Genomic DNA, 16,392 nt, shown 5'->3' with positions numbered 1-16,392 from the left:
ACAATTGCTTGCGGAAACTTACTTCATGCCGTCGCGGTCAAAACCAAGACGCAGGCGCAGCGCATTCAGCTTAATAAAGCCTTCTGCATCGCGCTGGTTGTAAACGGTGTCGGCCTCGAACGTGACATGCTCTTCGGAGTAGATCGAGTTCGGAGACTTGCGGCCGGTGACAGTGACGTTGCCTTTGTACAGATCAAGGCGCACAACACCGTTCACGGTACGCTGGGTCTCGTCGATCAAGCGCTGCAGGGCCTGACGTTCCGGCGACCACCAGTAACCGTTATAGATCATCTCGGCATAACGCGGCATCAGCTCGTCCTTGAGGTGACCGGCGTTACGATCAAGGGTGATGCTTTCCATCGCACGGTGTGCAACCGACAGAATGGTACCGCCCGGGGTTTCGTAAACGCCGCGCGACTTCATGCCGACATAACGGTTTTCGACCAGATCCAGACGACCGATGCCGTTCTTGCCGGCAACTTCGTTGAGTTTGGTCAAAAGCGTTGCCGGGCTCAGGCGTTCGCCGTTGATCGCAACCGGGTTGCCCTGTTCGAACTCGATCTCGATCGTGGTGATCGCATCGGGTGCGTTCTGCGGGGAAACAGTGCGCTCGAACATGTTTTCGTCCGGCTTGACCCACGGATCTTCCAGCGCCTTGCCTTCATAGGAAATGTGCAGAAGGTTCGCGTCGGTCGAATAGGGCGGCTCATCGCCACCAAGCTTGTCAGCCGAAATCGGAATCTGGTGTTCGCGGGCAAAGTTCAGCAAAGCAGTACGCGAGTTCAGCTTCCATTCGCGCCACGGTGCGATGACCTTGACGTTCGGCTTAAGCGCATAATAACCCAGCTCGAAGCGGACCTGGTCGTTGCCTTTGCCGGTGGCACCATGGGAAACAGCATCTGCACCGACTTCTTCGGCGATTTCGATCTGGCGCTTGGCAATCAGCGGACGCGCGATCGAGGTACCGAGCAGGTAAACACCTTCATAAAGGGCATTGGCGCGGAACATCGGGAAGACGAAGTCGCGGACGAATTCTTCGCGCAGATCGTCGATGAAGATCTGTTTGACGCCGAACATCTCTGCCTTTTTGCGGGCCGGTTCCAGCTCTTCGCCCTGGCCGAGGTCGGCGGTGAAGGTCACGACTTCGCAGTTATATTCTTCGCGAAGCCATTTCAGGATGATGGAGGTATCCAGACCGCCTGAATAGGCAAGGACGACCTTTTTGACCTGATCGCTCATGGGAGTGACGCCTTTCTTCTTCCGATGTAATGCAGGGCGCGGCACCTAACGCCTGCGTCCTGTCGGGGCTGCAACCCATATGTCGCAAATCGCCCCTAGACCTTGAGCGCGGAGTATAGGAAAACACTACTAGGGGGCAAGACCCAAGATGGGCTTGGCCCGAAAAAGGCACAAAAAGATCGCACTTTTTGCCTCTCTTTTGGAAAAATCCGCGCCGAATGCTCAAGAATACCGAAGAAACCGAGATCGATATGCCCAAAATCGGCCCGCTGCCGGTACGATTGCGGCCAAGTGCGCGCGCGACGCGACTCAAATTGCGCATTGATCCGGCATTTGACGGTGTCGAAATTGTCGTGCCCAACGGGGTGTCGCGCAAAATGGCGATTTCGATGCTCCATCAGCATGGCGATTGGGTGGCGGCCCACATGCAACGCCTGCCCGAACGGGTGCAGTTCATGCCCGGTGCGTGGATTCCCTTCATGGGCCATGATCATGCCATCCGTGCCGTGCCCGATGCCAAACGCGGAGTCTGGGTCGAGGCGGGCGTTATCTGGGTCTCCGGGCAGCCGGAACATACCAACCGCCGTGTGACCGATTTCCTAAAAAAGCAGGCCAAGCTTGAAATCGCCCCGCGCGCCCATGCTTATGCCGAACAGATCGGCAAAAAGGTCAATCGCATCTCGCTCAAAGACACCCGCACGCGCTGGGGCAGTTGCTCGTCCTCGGGCAATCTGTCGTTCAGCTGGCGGCTGGTGCTGGCGCCGGAAGATGTGCTTGATTACGTCGTCGCCCACGAAGTCGCCCACTTGCAGGAACTAAACCACTCCGCACGTTTCTGGGCCGTGGTCGATGATTTGTATGGCCCCTCGAAAAAACAGCAACACTGGCTTAAGAAACATGGCGCAGCCCTGCATCGCTACGGGGCTGGAAGCGCGTAATATTGAAATGTGAGCAATCCTCATATTTCTTCCCAAAGGACGTACACCATGCTGATCCCATTGGAAACCTTGGCGATTTTCATCCCCACTGCCCTGGCGCTGAACATGACGCCGGGCAATGACATGCTGTTTTGTCTTGGACAGGGGATCAAATCCGGACCGATGGCGGGCAATGCGGCAAGCTTCGGGATTGCCACGGGTGCGTTGATCCACACCATGCTTGCCGGACTTGGTCTGGCCGCCCTTGTCGCGGCGCATCCGGTGGCACTTGATGTGCTGCGCTGGGCGGGGATTGCTTATCTGGTGTGGCTGGCGATTGGCGCGTTTCGAAGCACCGACCAGCGCCTGAAACCCGCACAAACCAAGCGATCCGGCGCCTTTACCGCCTGGCGCGACGGGATTGTGGTGAACTTGCTGAACCCCAAGATCATTGTCTTTGTGCTGGCGTTTATTCCGCAGTTTGTTGATGCGTCGCGCGGGTCGGTTTTGGGCCAATTCCTGATTTTCGGGCTGATTTTGAATATTGGCGGGACGATTATCAATTGTCTGGTCGGCAGTTTTGCCGGGAAAATCGGCCAGGTTCTGTCGCGATCAGAGAAGATTGCACGCGCCTTTCAGATCGCCACCGGCTGTATCTTTTTAGGCCTTGCAGCCAAGCTGGCGTTTGACCGGAAATAGTGAACAATCAGAGCCATTATTCAAATTCAGTGAATAATAGGCCGATTCCAGCGTATCGCCCCAAATAGGGCCAAATCAAATCCTCATACAATACAGCCGCTGGCGCGCAGATTTGGCAATTCGGCGCGCAGGAATGAGAGAAATCTTTTTTCCACCGCACTCAGTTCACGTGACGCGGTAAACAGGGCGACATCCCATTCGATGGTCGGGGTCAGGGTGCGGGCGACCACCTTGTCGGTGTCGACCAGAAGGGCTGCGAACGGGTCACTGACCGAAATGCCGACATTGCGTTCGACAAGACGCGAGATCGTGCGGATGGTACGCGCCTCGACCGCAATTTTGCGCGGCCAGCCGGCAATCTGGAAAATATAGTCGATCTTGGTGCGCAAGGGCGATCCGATGGAAAGTTCGACAAAGTCTTCACCGCGCAGCAAATCGATATCGATGGTTTCAAATTTGGCCAGCCTATGATCGACCGGCATCAGACACACCGCACGCGATTGCGCAAGTGGGGTGATCACCACATCCGGGTCCTGAAGATCAAGGGTGATGCCGATGCCAAGATCGCACTGCCGGGTGGCAATCATGTCGAGCATCCCTTCGAGACCCGTATCGGTAATACTGATCGAAACCTTGGGATGGGCCTGTTTGAACTTCGCAACAACATCAAGCAGATAGGTATCAACATAGATCGGCTGGGCAGCGATGCGGATCGCACCCAACTGATCATTGGCAATCGCACGCGCCTGGGTTTCGACCTCACGAAAGGCATTGAGTGATCGCAACACGGTTGCATGAAACTGCTGGGCCTCGGACGTCGCGATCAGCTGGTTGCGTTTGCGGGTAAACAGTTCAAACCCGACCGATTTTTCAAAATTGTTCAACAGCCGGCTGACCATCGGTTGGCTGATATTCATCGCCTGGGCCGCGCCCGTCACAGAACCGTGGGTCATAAAGGCATTGAAGCTTTCAAGTTCGCGCAGTTTCATCGTGCTTTCCCAAATCCGGATTTCGGCCGCAGAACGCTGTTCAGTATGTAAATTAGTTATACTGGAATTAATTTTTTGCGTCACCGGTTATAGTTTGTCTATGCAAGAAGGCACAAAAACAAAAGACAGAGTGAAAACCAGTCTGAGCTTCGGCAATTCTGCCACCACCACCCAGGGAGACATGAAAATGTTTCACAAGCTTAAGAAAGCAGCCGGGATCGCAGCCGCAATCCTTGCAACCACATCCATGATTTCGACCGCGCAGGCAGACGCCTATCCCGAAAAAGCCATTACGCTGGTCGCGCCTTATGGTGCCGGCGGTGCATCTGACCTGGCCGCCCGTGCGCTGGCAGAAACCGCAAGCAACTATACCGGCGGGCAGCCGGTTGTTGTGGTCAACAAGACCGGCAATGGCGGCATGAATGGCGCGCGCTTCGTCTCCGAAGCCGACCCGGATGGCTACACCCTGCTGCTGTCGCGTGTCGGCATGGCGCTTTATCCGGCCGTCTACACTGATAGCCCGGTTGGCTGGGATGCCTACACCTTCCTTGGCATGCTTGAAGCAACCCCGATGATTTTGGCGGTGAACGCCAATTCCGACATCCAGACCATCGACGAGCTGATTGCCAAAATCAAAGACAGCAACGGTGCCACCACCTATGCCGCATCCGGCCCCACCGCGATTGACGGCTTTACGGTTCAGGCATTGCTGTCTGACGTTGGACTTGACCCGCTGACCGCATCCACCCTCGTGCCATATAAAGGCGGCTCTGCCCTTGCCGCTGCCCTTCTTGGCGGTCACGTTGATTTCCTCGCCATTGCTGCTGGTTCGCTGATGCCCCACATCGAAGCCGGTAAAATGCGTCCGCTGATGGTCTATTCGCCAAAACGTATGGCATCCCTGCCCGACGTCCCGACCGCGAAAGAACTGGGTTATGCCCAGGCCGGTCAGGTTGGCGGCTGGAGCGGCTTGTATGCGCCCAAAGGCCTTCCGGAAGACGTCGTTGCCAAATGGACCGAGATCCTTGGTCAGGTTGCGACCGACGAACAGTGGCTTGATCTTGCCGAGAAACGTGGTTCGACCTCGATCATCGGTGATGAAGACCCGGCTGCCTACGTCAAAAGCCAGTTCGAGCTTTATAACGGCATGGCCAAGAAGTTCGGCTACATCCAGTAAGCGTTAGGGTCCTGACCCTACCAACGTCGTTTAGTTCAGACTTTTGATGCGAGACGGAACCATGAACCAAAATCGTGATTTCTATGCCGGACTGGTGGCAACGGTGTTCTTTGCCGTCATCCTGTTCGTTCTGATCCCGATCTATGTGAAGGTTCCGTCTTTCATTCCGGGCTTTGCCCCGCCGCCCGATATGTGGCCACGGGTTGTGTCGATTGTCGGATTGGTGATGGGTGTTCTTGCCCTTGTTCTGGCCTTCCCGAAAATGCGCGAAGCCGGCCGTAACCAGGTCGAAGGATTTGGCAACCGCATCCTTGGCAACAAGACCCATCTGATGCGTTTTGCCGGAATCCTGATCGTGTTTGTCGCCTTTGTGTATGGCATGCCCCTGATCGGGTTTGTTCCGGCGACGGTTTTGTTGCTTGGCGTGCTGTTTGTCATGACGGGCAATTTCGAACGCAAGTTCTGGATGATCGGCCTTGCGGTCATTTTCCCGGTTCTTTTGTATCTGCTGTTTACCGAAGTCACGCATACGCCCTTCCCCAAGGGCAAGCTGTTGTCGGCGAACATTTCCCACCTGACCACCCTGATCTGATTGAGAGTTCATCGTTATGTGGAATGAATTGCTTTACGCCTTTCAGGAGGTGGCAACGTTACCGAATTTCCTGGCGATGTTTGCCGGGATCTGGGGCGGTGTGATCATTGGCGCGATCCCGGGCATGACCGGGACCATGGCCGTCACCCTGGCCCTGCCGTTTACGTTCTATCTGTCCCCGGTGACCAGCATCTTGCTGTTGGTTGCCCTGTACAAAGGCTCAACTTACGGCGGATCAATCTCGGCCATCCTGATCAAGACGCCGGGTACGGCATCGGCCGCCTGCACGGTGCTTGACGGCTATCCGCTGGCGCGCGCCGGCAAGGGTGGCAAGGCGCTGAACATGGCGTTGATTTCAAGCTGCATCGGCGATTTCATTTCCAACATTTCGCTGTTTTTCCTCGCCATCCCGCTGGCGACATTTGCGCTGCGGGTGGGTCCGCCGGAATTCTTCATGCTGATGGCGTTTTCGCTGACCATTGTGGCAAGTATTTCGGGCCGTTCGCTGGTTCTGGGCATCATTTCGGCCTGCCTTGGTTTGCTTTTGGCGACCGTTGGCGAAGACATGTACGGATCGTTCCGATTTGCGCTTTCCGAAGACATGAAATCGGGTCTTGGCATGGTGCCGGTTCTGATCGGTCTGTTTGCCCTGCCGGAACTGATCAAGATGATTGTGTTCCGCCCGGAAGATAATGCGGCGGCGATGAAACTGGGTGACAACCGCCTGACCCTTGCGGAATTTCGCGGGTCGATCAAATCGATCTGTCGCGGGTCGATCATTGGCGTGATCCTGGGCGCGATCCCCGGCATCGGCCCGTCGACCGCGGCGTTCTTTTCCTATAGCGAAGCGCGCCGGACCTCGAAAAACGGGGACAAGTTCGGCGAAGGCGAGCTTGAAGGCATTGCCGCGTCCGAGTCTGCCAATAACGGTGCATGCGGCGCGACCATGATCCCGCTTCTGGCCCTTGGTGTGCCGGGTGATGTGATTACCGGTGTGATGCTGGGTGCGTTCATGATCCATGGCCTGACCCCCGGCCCGCTTCTGTTCCAGAACAATCTGGGCGATGTCTATGCGCTGTTTATCGGCATCCTGTTTAGCTCTGTCTTCCTGTTTGTTGCCGGCAAGGCGACGGCCGGTGCCTTTACCAAGATTTCGCGCATTCCCCAGACGCTGCTTTTGCCCTGCATTCTGATCCTGTGCGTTTATGGCATCTATTCCATCGGGGCCAGCCCGTTTGATGTCACCGTCCTTCTGGTGATGGGTGTGGTTGGCTTTGCCATGATGTTGCTCAACATCCCGGCAGCCCCGTTCCTGATCGCCTTTATCCTTGGCCCGATGTTTGAAGACAACATGCGCCGGTCGCTTGCGATTTCGCGCGGTGATCTTGGTGTCTTCTTCCAGTCATGGATTTCATGGGGCTTCTTTGCCCTGACCGTTCTGTTCGTCATTCTGACCATTCGCCGCGAATGGAAGAAATGGCGCGACAATCGCGATGCCACGAGTGCATCTGCCTAGTCCGAACAACAAGAAGATAAAAATGTCCAAACCAAACATGTCCCGCCTTCATCATGCCATCGATCTGCTTGGCAAACTGGTGGCGTTCGACACGACGAGCAAAAACTCCAATCTCGGTCTGATCCATTTCGTCCGTGACTATCTGGCGGAATACGGCGTTGAGTCCACGCTTTTCCACGATGAGACCGGGCAGAAAGCCAACCTTCTGGCGACCATCGGCCCCAAAGGCGTGCCCGGTATTGCGCTTTCGGGTCATACCGATGTGGTGCCCGCCCTTGAAACCACCTGGGTCAGCCCGGCGTTTGAGCTGACCGAGCGCGATGGCAAGCTGTTTGGTCGTGGTTCAGCCGACATGAAGGGCTTTTCGGCCTGTGCGCTGGCGATGATCCCGGAACTGGTCAAACGCGACCTTGAAATCCCGTTTCATCTTTGCCTGTCCTATGACGAGGAAGTCGGCTGTATCGGTGTTGGATCGATGGTCGATCATCTGGCGAAAATGGACACACCACCGCGTCTGGCGGTGATTGGTGAGCCGACCAACATGAAGGTGATTAACGGCCAGAAAGGCAAATATTCCATGCGGGTTGGCGTGACGGGCACGGCCGGACACAGCTCGTTTGCGCCTGATCACGTCAATGCCATTGAATATGGCGCACGTGCGATCAACCTGATTGCCGACAAGGCCCGTGAATTCGAAGAAAACGGCCCGTTTGATGCCGATTTCACCGTGCCGCACAGCACGATGCTGACGACCACGATCAGCGGCGGGACGGCGACCAACGTGACGCCTGAATATTGCGAGTTTACCTTTGAAATTCGCCATCTACCCGACCATGACGCCGAAGCGGTGATTGCCGATCTGCAAAAGACCATCATGGACACCCTTGATGCCGAGATGAAGGCCAAGGCAGAGGATACCGGCTTCACGTTCGAGAAGATCTTTTCCTATCCGGGCATGGGTGATTGCACGGACGCGGAAGCCTTTTCCTATGTCAGCAACATCATCCCGGAGATTTCTGGCAAGGTGTCATATGGCTCGGAAGGTGGGGTGTTTGAAAAACAGGGCAACATCCCGTCGATCATTTGCGGCCCCGGCAGCATCGAGCAGGCCCATAAGCCCAACGAGTTCATTGAAATTTCGCAGATCGAGGAATGCCTGGACTTCCTCGAAGCGCTCACAGATCAGGCTGCTGCAGCCTGATCTCACCATGACGACGCGCCACCCCGCACCGTCAGTTGGTACCCCGCAGTAGAATGTCTCCCAACCCGATGCTGCACCAACGGGGTTCTGACAGGTGAGAAACTCCCGGCCACATCTCCCCTGATGTGGTCATAGCAAGCCAACTTGAAGACCGGCTCGTTTAACGATGCCGGTCTTTTTTTGTCTTAGCGGAAAGACGGAGAAATAAATCTGTCGCCTTTTCCCGAAAAGCCCAACAGCCTGCATTTTTTCGCCGCTAAGTGACAGCCATCAAAACATTGCGGCAAAACCTGATCCTCAAGCCGGAAATCAAACTGGCCTGCTCGACCATCTTGCCAACTGCGAATTTAGTCTGATCAACACAACAATGCTGGGGACACCTTGATTTTATCGGGGCGACGAAACGTGGCATTGAATCCTCTCAACAGCCACACAAAATCATCTATCAATCAACAGCTTAAAGTAGTTGTCTCGCTCAACTCTGAGCCTTTCAAGCCCCTCTTCCATATCATACACGAGACTACGCAAAATCTGCCGTGTCGCCTCCACTTGGGTATAATGCGTGTGAGGCGGCGTCACCCCGAAGCTCACACCTTTTATAGTATTCATTGCATTCCAAATAGAGCTAGAAATAATTCGAACGCTCTCAGGCAAGCGATGTTGATTTGCGACCTCTTTGACCAGTTTTCTTGGAAGCACTGCCTCAACCAAACGCAAGCGATTGTTAGCAGCGCTCGCCAGTTTTGGATCGTCTGGTTTAACTTCCCAAATTGCCGCTGCCACAATAACCCTGATACGAGGCACATCAACCTCATACTGTCGGATCAACGCATCCAAATCGACCAGTTGAAGCTCGACATCGGCACGTCTTTGTTCTTTAATTTGGACGCGCGCGATTGCAATCACAGCCACACCACCAGCAAGACCGAAGAGTCCTGCCGCGAGGCTTTCCCATTCGAGGTTTCGGACTGCGTTACAAAGTGGAGTGACACACCCGCCAACAAACGCGGGAGACCATATCCCGATCACAATTACGATCACAGAGAATATGAGAACAGCGATCACAGGCCAAAGTTCTCGCAACCAGTTTACCGTGAGTTTGGCCATCGCCTCCCCAAATCAAATTACTCCCTCTGTGGAGCGCCAATCGCAGTAAGTACATCAAGAGCAAAAGGCAGCATCACCTGCGTTATGCCCAGCTCCCCACACACATCATTCAGGACACAACGCTACGCCGCTTCAATTCGGCAATCGCCGCATCCTCGATGAATGCACTTCTATTAGTGGTTACATGGTCAATAGCGGTAAGAATAGCGTTATCCAGCGTCATATTCACTCTGGTCTTGCGACCCGAAATGGGCACCGTAATCAAGAGCAAGTCAGCAACTTTTATATCATCATCCACCGAAACCTCGGTCAAGCGCGTGGCTTCAGGGATACTTTCTCCATCATCCACCATTCCGGCCAAGTGCAAAGTCAGGGCTTGGATGGCATCTTCATAGCATTCCTCAATGGTATCCCCGGCTGCAACGCAGCCGAGGACATCAGGAAAGAAAGCACTATAGCCACCATTCTCATCGGTCTCGATCACGACGGGGAATGTCTTGTGCATATGGTCAACTTTCAGCATTTACAGATATTCTACAGGTTCTACAGATTTAAAGAATTCAGCAGGTTCAACAGTTTTTGCGATTTGATCAGATTTGCGAGCTTTGTAAGTTGCGTAAGGTTCGTAAGTAATATGAGCTTCGGAGATTTTCTAAGTTTCCTGAAATCCGGTCTATCGCAACCGAATTCCACTCTGTCTTTCGATACTTTGGATCGTGCCTTTTTTGAGATCCTTCTTCGGATGAGGGACCGTCACACGACCAGGTTTCGTCGGGTGCTTGAACTGACAATGGCTTCCATTCGTGGCAACTTGGTACCAGCCATCCGACAGCAGCCTTTTGATAGCCTCTTTGCTGCTACTCATCACAACTCCATTGTTGTTGATAGAGAGAAAATACACATAATCACACACTCAATCAACAAAAATATGCACGATAGTGTGTATATTACTATCCCGCCTGAGACGGAAAAGGGGGCGAAAAAGGGGACTGTCTTCATGTTGACGCGGTATCGTCATTCCGGGCGAAGCGGAGCGTAGACGCGGAATCCATGCAGCGTTGCAACCATCGTGGATTCCCGCCTTCGCGGGAATGACGAACAACCGAATTGGGTTTTAACGAAAACAGGCGGTCCGAAGACCGCCTGTAATTTCGTTAAAGACACTTGAGGTGCCTTACTGCTTGGTGTTGCCCGAACTGTAGCCGGCGGTAAAGTCGCGCCAGCTGTCGTCCTCGCCGATCTTTTTGGAGCGCGCGAGTGCGGCCTTGCCAAGGGATCGGACCGGGATGTTTTGGTGGGCGTGCAGCATGAAATCACGCCAGAGGGCCGCCGGAAGGGCACCGCCGGTGACCTGTTCATCCATCGGGCTGCCATCGTCATTGCCCATCCAGATGCCTGCCACCAGATCGGAGCTGTAGCCGATGAACCAGGCATCGCGGTAATCCGATGTCGTACCGGTCTTGCCCGCCGACGGGCGGTCGATGATGGCGTTGCGCCCTGTCCCCTTGGACACCACGGCGGCCAGCATGTTGTTCATTTCCCCGGCATGCAGCGGGTTCATCAAACGGACCGGGAAGTCGTCAGAGCGTTCATAGAGTACTTCGCCACCCTTGCCGGTGATCTTGCTGACCGCGTGCGGGAAGACGGCAAAGCCGCCATTGGCAACAATCGCATAGGCGCCGGTGAGTTCCAGCATCGAGACTTCGCTGGTGCCAAGGGCAAGGCTTGGTTCCGGTTTGAGTTCCGACGAGACGCCCATGTCGCGCGCCTTCTGAATGACCTTATCAAGGCCGACTTCAAGCGAGAGCTGGACCGCGATCGAGTTGTTCGAGGTTGCCACCGCATCGCGGATCGACATGGTGCCGTGATGCTTGCGATCGAAGTTGCGCGGTTCCCAGCCATCAATGACAATCGGGCCGTCGCGCATCCAGTCGTTCGAGCCAAAGCCGTTTTCAAGCCCGGCGAGATAGACAAACAGCTTAAACACCGAGCCCGGCTGACGGCGGGCCTGTGTCACGCGGTTATACTGGCTTTCGTAGTAGTCACGACCGCCAACCATGGCACGCACCGCTCCATCGGGGGTCATCGCAAGCAGGGCGGCCTGCCCGACATGGTGTTCCTTGGCCCCGTTACTGGCGAGCGCACGCAGAAGGTTTTCTTCGGCGATGGCCTGAAGACGGGAATCAAGCGTGGTATAAACCAAAAGATCCTGATCGACATAGCCGACATAATCTTTCACACGATCAAGCACCCAATCAGTGAAATAGCGCACCCCCGGCCCTGCCTGTGCAGCACGTGCGGTGCGCACACGGGTCTGTTTGGCCCGTTCGGCGCGTGCCTTGGTCAGCGCACCGGTTGATGCCATGGCCTCTAACACGACATTGGCGCGTTCGGCTGACAGTTTGGGATCGACCATCGGGTTATAGCGACTTGGTGCCTTGGGCAGGCCAGCCAGAACGGCGGCCTCGTAAAGGTTCAAGCGACGCGGGTCGGTGCCGAAATAATGCCGGGATGCGGCATCAATGCCATAGACGCCCGATCCGAAATAGATGCGGTTGAGATAAAGCGAGAGGATTTGCTGCTTATCGAATTTGAATTCCAGCCAGATGGCCAGAAGCACTTCTTCGATCTTGCGGCCAAAGGAGCGTTCGGGCGAGAGGAACAGGTTTTTGGCCAGCTGCTGGGTGATGGTGCTGCCGCCCTCGGCAATGCGGCCAGCGGTCAGGTTGGTCCATGCCGCGCGCATGATGCCGACGACATCAATCCCGAAATGGTCATAAAAACGGCGGTCTTCGATGGAAACAAACGCCTGACCGACATAGTCGGGAAGGTTGCGGACCTCGACCGGGTTGCCATAGCGGTTGCCATAGGCCGCGAGGTTTTGGCCATCAATACTGATCACACGGATGGACGGTTTGCGTTCGCTTGCGACATCAAAGCTGACCTTGTCGGGCAGACCATAGCCGTAATAGGCAACAACCCCGCCGCCCAGAACCATGACCCAGATCGAGCCGAGCACGATGAATTTGGCAATGGCTTCGGGCCCCGGAATCATATCGCCCAGGCGGGCAAAAAGACTGCCGCCTTTCTTGCCCGAACTGCTGACGCGCTTTTTCGGCTTTTTGGAACCTGTTGCGCCTTTACGGACGCTCTTTTTCCTTTTGAATTCTCTTTGGGCCACAAAAGCACCTATCGGTCTGGTCCGGGCCGTGCACACGCCAACCTGCCCGTCATATCCGCACAACCCCAAAGTGCGTCTGACAGGCGATAGCGCCGCATTTTCCGGCGAATTTCAATTTTTATGTCCCAACCGAGGAGGGAGTCCCCCGTCTCCCCGTTTTGCGACGGTTTTATCCGTTATTGTCCGTTTGCACTGTCAACTTGACCCATTTTCCACAGATCCTTGACGCCATCGCCGGCGCGACGGCGTTCAGACGATGCACGGACCATGGAACGGATGGGTAAACCATCATGCGCTTCCAGCATAAATAACCGCCACAAAGACGCAAGTTCTACCTCGCCGCGGACATCCATCTGTGACCGATTGTCATTCCCCGCCCAGACGGTTGTGATCAGATCGGACGAGAACCCGACATACCACGCATCGGTCCGGCCACCGGCCACCGTGCCATAGCCGGCAAACGGACGATCCAGACGCACTTGCGGGTCGGTGACACTGGCAAACAAAACGTAAGACGCTTGAATCCCCTCGTCGGTCAGGCGTTTTTCCTGCACTTCCTCGACGCGTTGATAAACAGGGGGTGCACCAGTATCGCCGGTATAGGACACCCGGTTGATCAGGGTCATCTGGGGTGGTTTGCCGGAGTTTTGCGGCAGGGCATGAATGGCTGTGACGTCGCTGATTGTTACCGGATCAAGGCCGACGACGGTTCGGATATCGCTCGATAGCGGGCTTTTGATGCCGATATTGTGGGCATATTGGCGGACATTCAACAGACCGAAGTGATCGGCAAGGTTGGTTGGCACCGTGTTGACATCACGCACGAATGCCTCGCGCAGTGAAATCATGCCCATATAGTCGTGATCCGGGTTGATCGGACGCCAGCCGCCCACCGCCATGCGGTTATCGCGCACCCATTGGGCCGGGTCGCTGTTTTCATTGAGCGCATAGTAATAAGTCGCGATCTTGATCATCCGCCCGGGCGAATGGCGAACATCGGTAACCCGGTTGCGCTGGAAGGGTGAATATTTCAGTCCGCCGATCAGGGCGCGAATGCGGCCTTCGGGGCTGATGGACAGCAATCCCGTCTGTGACGCGCCGCGCGGTTTAAAGCGCAGTTCGGCGATTTCCGGTACAATTTCCTGTGCCAGATTTTGAATTTTCCAGTCGATGCTGGTGAGCACATCAATGTCGCGGCTGCTGTAACCGACAATATCGGCGACTTCTTCGAGCACCATATCGACGACATAGCCCGACAGGACGTTTTCCTCGTACTGCACATCAAGTTTCGGTTCGAGCAAGGTCAGGGCCGACACACGATCAGCCTCGATAAACTTGTATTGTGCGAGACGGGCCAAGATCTTGTTGGCTTCTTCGGCGGTTTCGCGCGGATAAAACAGCGGGCTGAAGGTTTCAGGGTCGCTGATGGCGGCGGCCAGAACAGCGGCCTGATGCAGGGTCATGCGTTCGGCAGGCCCGCCATACCAAAGACGCGATGCCGCCGAGATGCCAAAGATGCCGCGCCCGACATAGGCGCGTTCAAGGTAGCTTCGCAAAATGGTTTTCTTGCTGAAACTCCATTCCAGCCAAAGCGCGACAAGAAATTCCTGGATATGGCGGCCGGGGCCGCTGTCCTTGGTTTTAAAAAAGCTGCGCGCGACCTTCATCGTGATGGTTGAGCCAGGCGCATTTTCGGTGCTGAACATGCGCGCAACATCCGCACCGGAAACCCCCAGATGATCAAAAAACGTCGGATCGGTGGCGGCAACAAATACGTTCTGAACCCGTTCGGGCAAGGTGGTCAGCGAGACATCCTGGCTATAGTGGCCCTTGATCGTTTCAAGCAGCGCACCGTCATACCCCAGAATACGGACTTCGGGGCTGCGCACCATGTTGCGGCTGAGATCAAGGTTGGACTTGATGGTAAACAGGCTGCCGAAGATGGCAAGGAACAGCAAGGAGAAGCTCAGGCCGAACACGATCATGCGTTTGCGGCGCTGACGTTTGCGGATCTCGCGCAGTTCCTTTTCGGCGATGCGTTTCATCGCTGCGTTGGCCGCTGTCCTGCCGCCTTGTTCGTTGTCGTCGTTTTCTTCTGCCACGCCGAATATCCGTTATTGCTCGCGGTTTTTGCTTATTCTCTGACAGTAAAGCGCCAAGCCGTTAATAAAGTACTTTAAATCGCCAGATTTATCATACGAACGTATGGTAACGCCGCTGGTAAGAGATGTGATGGCCGCGACCATATCCGAACGCGCGGCGGGTGACTGTGATCAATGATATGGCGATGCAGATTTTGCTTGCCAACTTGCGCCCATCTCTCAATATGTCGGGGTGGGCAGGCGATGGCGTCGCCAGCGTGACAACGATCAGAAGCACGCGCCCACTCCATCACCATACATATCCTGAACGCCGGGATCTTGCTTTGTCGTTGTCATGACAGGGGGAGGTCTTTGTCCCTTTGCATGCGCAACGCGTAAAAAAGGGAACGCGCTTATGGATCGCCCGGAATTTTACCGTTTTCACCAAGGTGACCGCGTGCTGCCGTTTGAGGCGGCCGAATATGACGCCCGTCTTGCGGGTCTGCGCAAGATCATGAATGACACCGGTGTTGAGGCCTGTGTTTTCACCTCCATGCATAACATCGCCTATTATTCAGGCTTCCTCTATTGCGCCTTTGGCCGGCCTTACGGGCTTGTCGTGACCGCATCGGAAAGTGTCACGATCAGTGCCGGGATTGATGCCGCCCAACCGTGGCGGCGGTGCCATGGCGATAACATCACCTATACCGATTGGGCGCGAAACAATTACTGGCGGGCGATCCTGTCGGTGACCGGGCCGGGCAAGGTGATTGGTTATGAGGGCGATCACCTGAGCCTTGTGCAAAAGGCGCTTCTGGATGAGTTCCTTAAACCCGCCAGCAGTCGCGACATCGCGCCGGCCACCATGCGCCAGCGCATGCATAAATCACCCGCCGAGATTGCCCTGATCCGCCATGGTGCGCAGGTTGCCGATGTCGGTGGCTATGCCATCCGCGATGCGATCAGGGAAGGGGTACGCGAAATTGATGTCGCCATGGCCGGTCGTGATGCGATGGAAGTTGAAATCGCCACGCGGTTCCCGCATGCGGAATATCGCGATACGTGGGTCTGGTTCCAGTCAGGGATCAATACCGACGGGGCGCATAACCCGGTAACCGCGCGCAAGCTTAAGCGTGGGGATATCCTGTCGCTTAACACGTTTCCGATGATTTCGGGTTATTACACAGCGCTTGAACGCACGCTGTTTGTCGGCGAGGTTGATGAGGCCAGCCTGAAAATCTGGGAGGCCAATGTCGCGGCCCATGAATATGGCATGAGTTTGCTCAAACCCGGTGCGTCCTGCGCGCAGGTGACAGAGCAGATCAACACCTTCTTTGCCGAGCGGGATTTGCTGCAATATCGCACCTTTGGCTATGGCCACAGCTTTGGCGTGCTGTCGCACTATTATGGCCGCGAAGCGGGGCTTGAGCTGCGCGAAGATATCGACACCAAACTTGAGCCCGGCATGGTGATCAGCATGGAGCCGATGCTGACCATTGCCGAGGGCAATCCGGGGGCGGGTGGATACCGCGAGCATGACATTCTGGTGATTACCGAAGACGGCAATGAAAACATCACCGGATACCCGTATGGCCCGGACTTCAATGTAGTCGGTTAGGTAAGGATAGCGTGTTTCAAGAAATGGGCCCGATAAAGGGCCCATTTCCGGATTGAGTGCGCATCGGACAGGGAG

Annotated in this window: 14 protein-coding genes; 7 read left to right on the top strand and 7 right to left on the bottom strand. The window is 55.5% G+C overall.

Going from position 1 to position 16,392, the window contains the following annotated elements; all coding sequences use genetic code 11:
- Positions 1-18 precede the first annotated feature (18 nt).
- Complete coding sequence (locus TH2_RS03495) at positions 19-1,239, bottom strand: argininosuccinate synthase (RefSeq protein WP_008889015.1); 1,221 nt, start codon at positions 1,237-1,239, stop codon at positions 19-21.
- Positions 1,240-1,457: 218 nt separating this feature from the next.
- Here TH2_RS03495 and TH2_RS03490 point away from each other — a divergent pair, with 218 nt between their 5' ends.
- Both TH2_RS03490 and TH2_RS03485 read left to right on the top strand, forming a co-directional pair.
- The gene (locus TH2_RS03490) at positions 1,458-2,177 is read left to right on the top strand and encodes a M48 family metallopeptidase (protein WP_008889014.1); all 720 of its coding nucleotides are present in this window, start codon (positions 1,458-1,460) and stop codon (positions 2,175-2,177) included.
- A 48-nt stretch (positions 2,178-2,225) separates the two neighbouring features.
- The gene (locus tag TH2_RS03485; protein ID WP_008889013.1) at positions 2,226-2,855 is read left to right on the top strand and encodes a LysE family translocator; all 630 of its coding nucleotides are present in this window, start codon (positions 2,226-2,228) and stop codon (positions 2,853-2,855) included.
- 83 nt (positions 2,856-2,938) lie between these two features.
- Here TH2_RS03485 and TH2_RS03480 read toward each other — a convergent pair whose 3' ends face one another.
- Positions 2,939-3,844, bottom strand: a complete 906-nt coding sequence (locus TH2_RS03480) for a LysR family transcriptional regulator (RefSeq protein WP_008889012.1) — start codon at positions 3,842-3,844, stop codon at positions 2,939-2,941.
- A gap of 187 nt (positions 3,845-4,031) precedes the next feature.
- Here TH2_RS03480 and TH2_RS03475 point away from each other — a divergent pair, with 187 nt between their 5' ends.
- From TH2_RS03475 to argE, 4 genes are all read left to right on the top strand, one after another.
- Positions 4,032-5,021, top strand: a complete 990-nt coding sequence (locus TH2_RS03475; protein ID WP_008889011.1) for a Bug family tripartite tricarboxylate transporter substrate binding protein — start codon at positions 4,032-4,034, stop codon at positions 5,019-5,021.
- Between the two features lie 61 nt (positions 5,022-5,082).
- Positions 5,083-5,613, top strand: coding sequence for a tripartite tricarboxylate transporter TctB family protein (locus tag TH2_RS03470; RefSeq protein ID WP_008889010.1), 531 nt, complete (start codon positions 5,083-5,085; stop codon positions 5,611-5,613).
- Positions 5,614-5,629: 16 nt separating this feature from the next.
- A complete protein-coding gene (locus tag TH2_RS03465; protein WP_008889009.1) occupies positions 5,630-7,129 on the top strand; it encodes a tripartite tricarboxylate transporter permease in 1,500 nt (499 codons plus the stop codon).
- Positions 7,130-7,151: 22 nt separating this feature from the next.
- Positions 7,152-8,330, top strand: a complete 1,179-nt coding sequence (gene argE, locus TH2_RS03460; RefSeq protein ID WP_008889008.1) for an acetylornithine deacetylase — start codon at positions 7,152-7,154, stop codon at positions 8,328-8,330.
- Positions 8,331-8,768: 438 nt separating this feature from the next.
- Here argE and TH2_RS03455 read toward each other — a convergent pair whose 3' ends face one another.
- The 5 genes from TH2_RS03455 to TH2_RS03435 all read right to left on the bottom strand — a co-directional run bounded on the left by TH2_RS03455 (position 8,769) and on the right by TH2_RS03435 (position 14,720).
- Positions 8,769-9,437, bottom strand: a complete 669-nt coding sequence (locus TH2_RS03455) for a hypothetical protein (RefSeq protein WP_008889007.1) — start codon at positions 9,435-9,437, stop codon at positions 8,769-8,771.
- A gap of 109 nt (positions 9,438-9,546) precedes the next feature.
- A complete protein-coding gene (locus TH2_RS03450) occupies positions 9,547-9,960 on the bottom strand; it encodes a type II toxin-antitoxin system HicB family antitoxin (RefSeq protein ID WP_008889006.1) in 414 nt (137 codons plus the stop codon).
- Positions 9,961-10,110: 150 nt separating this feature from the next.
- Positions 10,111-10,302: a type II toxin-antitoxin system HicA family toxin gene (locus TH2_RS20690; protein WP_081579256.1), complete on the bottom strand. Its 192-nt coding sequence runs from the start codon at positions 10,300-10,302 to the stop codon at positions 10,111-10,113.
- A 309-nt stretch (positions 10,303-10,611) separates the two neighbouring features.
- The gene (locus TH2_RS03440; RefSeq protein ID WP_008889004.1) at positions 10,612-12,618 is read right to left on the bottom strand and encodes a transglycosylase domain-containing protein; all 2,007 of its coding nucleotides are present in this window, start codon (positions 12,616-12,618) and stop codon (positions 10,612-10,614) included.
- A gap of 176 nt (positions 12,619-12,794) precedes the next feature.
- Positions 12,795-14,720 carry a transglycosylase domain-containing protein gene (locus TH2_RS03435; protein ID WP_008889003.1) on the bottom strand — a complete coding sequence of 642 codons (1,926 nt, stop codon included), beginning with the start codon at positions 14,718-14,720 and terminating at the stop codon, positions 12,795-12,797.
- Between the two features lie 394 nt (positions 14,721-15,114).
- On the opposite strand from TH2_RS03435, the gene TH2_RS03430 reads away from it, so the two are divergent.
- Complete coding sequence (locus TH2_RS03430; protein ID WP_008889002.1) at positions 15,115-16,317, top strand: M24 family metallopeptidase; 1,203 nt, start codon at positions 15,115-15,117, stop codon at positions 16,315-16,317.
- Positions 16,318-16,392 lie beyond the last annotated feature (75 nt).

It is taken from the genome of Thalassospira profundimaris WP0211, from assembly GCF_000300275.1.
Taxonomy (GTDB): Bacteria; Pseudomonadota; Alphaproteobacteria; order Rhodospirillales; family Thalassospiraceae; genus Thalassospira; species Thalassospira profundimaris.
This window is presented reverse-complemented; position numbering and strand designations above follow the sequence as displayed.

Bases quoted from the DNA above. Each gene is read 5' to 3' on its own strand.
- TH2_RS20690 (WP_081579256.1), bottom strand. From the start codon at position 10,302: ATGAGTAGCAGCAAAGAGGCTATCAAAAGGCTGCTGTCGGATGGCTGG.
- TH2_RS03485 (WP_008889013.1), top strand. From the start codon at position 2,226: ATGCTGATCCCATTGGAAACCTTGGCGATTTTCATCCCCACTGCCCTG.
- TH2_RS03470 (WP_008889010.1), top strand. From the start codon at position 5,083: ATGAACCAAAATCGTGATTTCTATGCCGGACTGGTGGCAACGGTGTTC.
- TH2_RS03450 (WP_008889006.1), bottom strand. From the start codon at position 9,960: ATGCTGAAAGTTGACCATATGCACAAGACATTCCCCGTCGTGATCGAG.
- TH2_RS03495 (WP_008889015.1), bottom strand. From the start codon at position 1,239: ATGAGCGATCAGGTCAAAAAGGTCGTCCTTGCCTATTCAGGCGGTCTG.
- TH2_RS03465 (WP_008889009.1), top strand. From the start codon at position 5,630: ATGTGGAATGAATTGCTTTACGCCTTTCAGGAGGTGGCAACGTTACCG.
- TH2_RS03430 (WP_008889002.1), top strand. From the start codon at position 15,115: ATGGATCGCCCGGAATTTTACCGTTTTCACCAAGGTGACCGCGTGCTG.
- TH2_RS03475 (WP_008889011.1), top strand. From the start codon at position 4,032: ATGTTTCACAAGCTTAAGAAAGCAGCCGGGATCGCAGCCGCAATCCTT.
- TH2_RS03455 (WP_008889007.1), bottom strand. From the start codon at position 9,437: ATGGCCAAACTCACGGTAAACTGGTTGCGAGAACTTTGGCCTGTGATC.
- TH2_RS03480 (WP_008889012.1), bottom strand. From the start codon at position 3,844: ATGAAACTGCGCGAACTTGAAAGCTTCAATGCCTTTATGACCCACGGT.
- argE (WP_008889008.1), top strand. From the start codon at position 7,152: ATGTCCAAACCAAACATGTCCCGCCTTCATCATGCCATCGATCTGCTT.
- TH2_RS03490 (WP_008889014.1), top strand. From the start codon at position 1,458: ATGCTCAAGAATACCGAAGAAACCGAGATCGATATGCCCAAAATCGGC.